The sequence below is a fragment of the Marinobacter litoralis genome (assembly GCF_016427555.1).
GTDB lineage: Bacteria > Pseudomonadota > Gammaproteobacteria > Pseudomonadales > Oleiphilaceae > Marinobacter > Marinobacter litoralis_A.
In genome coordinates this window covers 1-3,458 of record NZ_JAELVS010000012.1, presented here as the reverse complement: position 1 = coordinate 3,458, position 3,458 = coordinate 1, and the positions used below count along the sequence as shown (strand labels likewise).

At 52.5% G+C, this 3,458-nt stretch carries 1 tRNA gene and 2 rRNA genes; all 3 read left to right on the top strand.

Annotated elements, in window-relative coordinates:
• Positions 1-76, top strand: a tRNA-Ala gene (locus JAO79_RS16145).
• 279 nt (positions 77-355) lie between these two features.
• Positions 356-3,248 (top strand): 23S ribosomal RNA (locus tag JAO79_RS16140).
• Positions 3,249-3,333: 85 nt separating this feature from the next.
• Positions 3,334-3,449, top strand: a 5S ribosomal RNA gene (gene rrf, locus JAO79_RS16135).
• Positions 3,450-3,458: the final 9 nt, after the last annotated feature.

Here is a 3,458-nt window from a genome sequence, read left to right as displayed (position 1 = left end):
GGGGCTATAGCTCAGCTGGGAGAGCGCCTGCCTTGCACGCAGGAGGTCGGCAGTTCGATCCTGCCTAGCTCCACCAAAACTTTACTGACTAACTTCGGTTAGCAGTGTGCAGAAACAAGTGTTTCAACTTAATGACGTTTAAGTTCGAAATCCTTCTTTCTGATCACTGGGTCAGATTTGCTCTTTAACAAATTGGACGAGATAGAACACGAATATTCTTCTCTCATTATCTCCGAGAGAAAATATTCAAAGTGATAACGATTTCAAGCGTTATCCGGTGTTGTCGTTGAAGTGGTTGTTATATCGCTTCAGGAAAACTGGAACCTTCGGGTTCGCAGTTGTCTTGGGGTTATATAGTCAAGCAACTAAGCGCATACGGTGGATGCCTTGGCAGTCAGAGGCGATGAAAGACGTGGAAGCCTGCGATAAGGTTCGGGGAGCTGGCAAACGAGCTGTGATCCGGACATTTCTGAATGGGGAAACCCACCCGATTTCGATCGGGTATCTTGCACTGAATACATAGGTGTAAGAGGCGAACCGGGGGAACTGAAACATCTAAGTACCCCGAGGAAAAGAAATCAACCGAGATTCCCTAAGTAGCGGCGAGCGAACGGGGACTAGCCCTTAAGCTAGACAACTGATAGGAGAAGGCTCTGGAAAGTGCCGCCATAGTGGGTGATAGCCCCGTATCCGAAATCTGAGTCTAGTGAAATCGAGTAGGTCGGCGCACGAGAAACGTTGACTGAACATGGGGGGACCATCCTCCAAGGCTAAATACTCCTGACTGACCGATAGTGAACCAGTACCGTGAGGGAAAGGCGAAAAGAACCCCTGTGAGGGGAGTGAAATAGATCCTGAAACCGTATGCGTACAAGCAGTCGGAGCAGACTTGTTCTGTGACGGCGTACCTTTTGTATAATGGGTCAGCGACTTATGTTTAGTGGCGAGGTTAACCGTTTAGGGGAGCCGTAGGGAAACCGAGTCTGAATAGGGCGAATCAGTCGCTAGGCATAGACCCGAAACCGGGCGATCTATCCATGAGCAGGTTGAAGGTTGAGTAACATCAACTGGAGGACCGAACCCACTGTCGTTGAAAAGCCAGGGGATGACTTGTGGATCGGAGTGAAAGGCTAATCAAGCCCGGAGATAGCTGGTTCTCCCCGAAAGCTATTTAGGTAGCGCCTCGGACGAATACCACAGGGGGTAGAGCACTGTTTGGGCTAGGGGGTCATCTCGACTTACCAACCCCATGCAAACTCCGAATACCTGTGAGTACTATCCGGGAGACACACGATGGGTGCTAACGTCCGTCGTGAAGAGGGAAACAACCCAGACCGCCAGCTAAGGTCCCAAAATACCAGTTAAGTGGGAAACGATGTGGGAAGGCTCAGACAGCTAGGAGGTTGGCTTAGAAGCAGCCATCCTTTAAAGAAAGCGTAATAGCTCACTAGTCGAGTCGGCCTGCGCGGAAGATGTAACGGGGCTCAAACTGGTTACCGAAGCTGCGGCTGCATACTCTGTATGCGGGGTAGGGGAGCGTTCTGTAAGCCTGCGAAGGTGTGTTGAGAAGCATGCTGGAGGTATCAGAAGTGCGAATGCTGACATGAGTAACGACAATGGGAGTGAAAAACTCCCACGCCGGAAGACCAAGGGTTCCTGCGCAACGCTAATCGGCGCAGGGTGAGTCGGCCCCTAAGGCGAGACCGAAAGGTGTAGTCGATGGGAAACGGGTTAATATTCCCGTACCTTGGATAGCTGCGATGGAGAGACGGAGAAGGCTAGGTGAGCCGGGCGACGGTTGCCCCGGTTTAAGCATGTAGGGAGTGGACTTAGGCAAATCCGGGTCCACATATCCCGAGACGCGACGACGAGTGCCCAAGGGCGCGAAGTCATTGATGCCCTGCTTCCAGGAAAATCTTCTAAGCTTCAGGCTATTCGGGACCGTACCCCAAACCGACACAGGTGGTCAGGTAGAGAATACCAAGGCGCTTGAGAGAACTCGGGTAAAGGAACTAGGCAAAATGGTGCCGTAACTTCGGGAGAAGGCACGCCGGTGTGTACGTGAAACCCCTGCGGGTGGAGCGGAAGCCGGTCGAAGATACCAGGCCCCTGCGACTGTTTATTAAAAACACAGCACTGTGCAAACACGAAAGTGGACGTATACGGTGTGACGCCTGCCCGGTGCCGGAAGGTTAATTGATGGGGTTAGCATTCGTGCGAAGCTCTTGATCGAAGCCCCGGTAAACGGCGGCCGTAACTATAACGGTCCTAAGGTAGCGAAATTCCTTGTCGGGTAAGTTCCGACCTGCACGAATGGCGTAACGATGGGGGCGCTGTCTCTACCCGAGACTCAGTGAAATTGAAATCGCCGTGAAGATGCGGTGTATCCGCGGCTAGACGGAAAGACCCCGTGAACCTTTACTATAGCTTCACAGTGAACTTTGAATATGCTTGTGTAGGATAGCTGGGAGGCTTTGAAACCAGGACGCCAGTTCTGGTGGAGCCAACCTTGAAATACCAGCCTGGCATGTTTGAGGTTCTAACTCTGGCCCCTTATCGGGGTTGAGGACACTGTGTGGTGGGTAGTTTGACTGGGGCGGTCTCCTCCCAAAGCGTAACGGAGGAGCACAAAGGTGGGCTAAGTACGGTCGGACATCGTACGGTTAGTGTAATGGCACAAGCCCGCTTGACTGCGAGACAGACACGTCGAGCAGGTACGAAAGTAGGTCATAGTGATCCGGTGGTTCTGTATGGAAGGGCCATCGCTCAACGGATAAAAGGTACTCCGGGGATAACAGGCTGATACCGCCCAAGAGTTCACATCGACGGCGGTGTTTGGCACCTCGATGTCGGCTCATCACATCCTGGGGCTGAAGCCGGTCCCAAGGGTATGGCTGTTCGCCATTTAAAGTGGTACGCGAGCTGGGTTTAGAACGTCGTGAGACAGTTCGGTCCCTATCTGCCGTGGACGTTGGAGATTTGAGGAAAGCTGCTCCTAGTACGAGAGGACCGGAGTGGACGAACCGCTGGTGTTCCAGTTGTTTCGCCAGAAGCACTGCTGGGTAGCTATGTTCGGATAGGATAACCGCTGAAAGCATCTAAGCGGGAAGCCCCTTCCAAGATGAGATCTCCCTGAGGCCTTGAGCCTCCTGAAGAGCCGTTCAAGACCAGGACGTTGATAGGCTGGGTGTGTAAGCGCTGCGAGGCGTTGAGCTAACCAGTACTAATTGCTCGTGCGGCTTGACTATATAACACCCAAGACAATTGCGGATAACGCACCAAACGAAATCAACATCACGTTCCATCTCGTCCCCCAGTGATCAAACCGTTTTGTCTGACGACCATAGCGGCTTGGAACCACCTGATCCCATCCCGAACTCAGAAGTGAAACAAGCCTGCGCCGATGGTAGTGTGGCACTTGCCCATGTGAGAGTAGGTCATCGTCAGACTCTTAATAC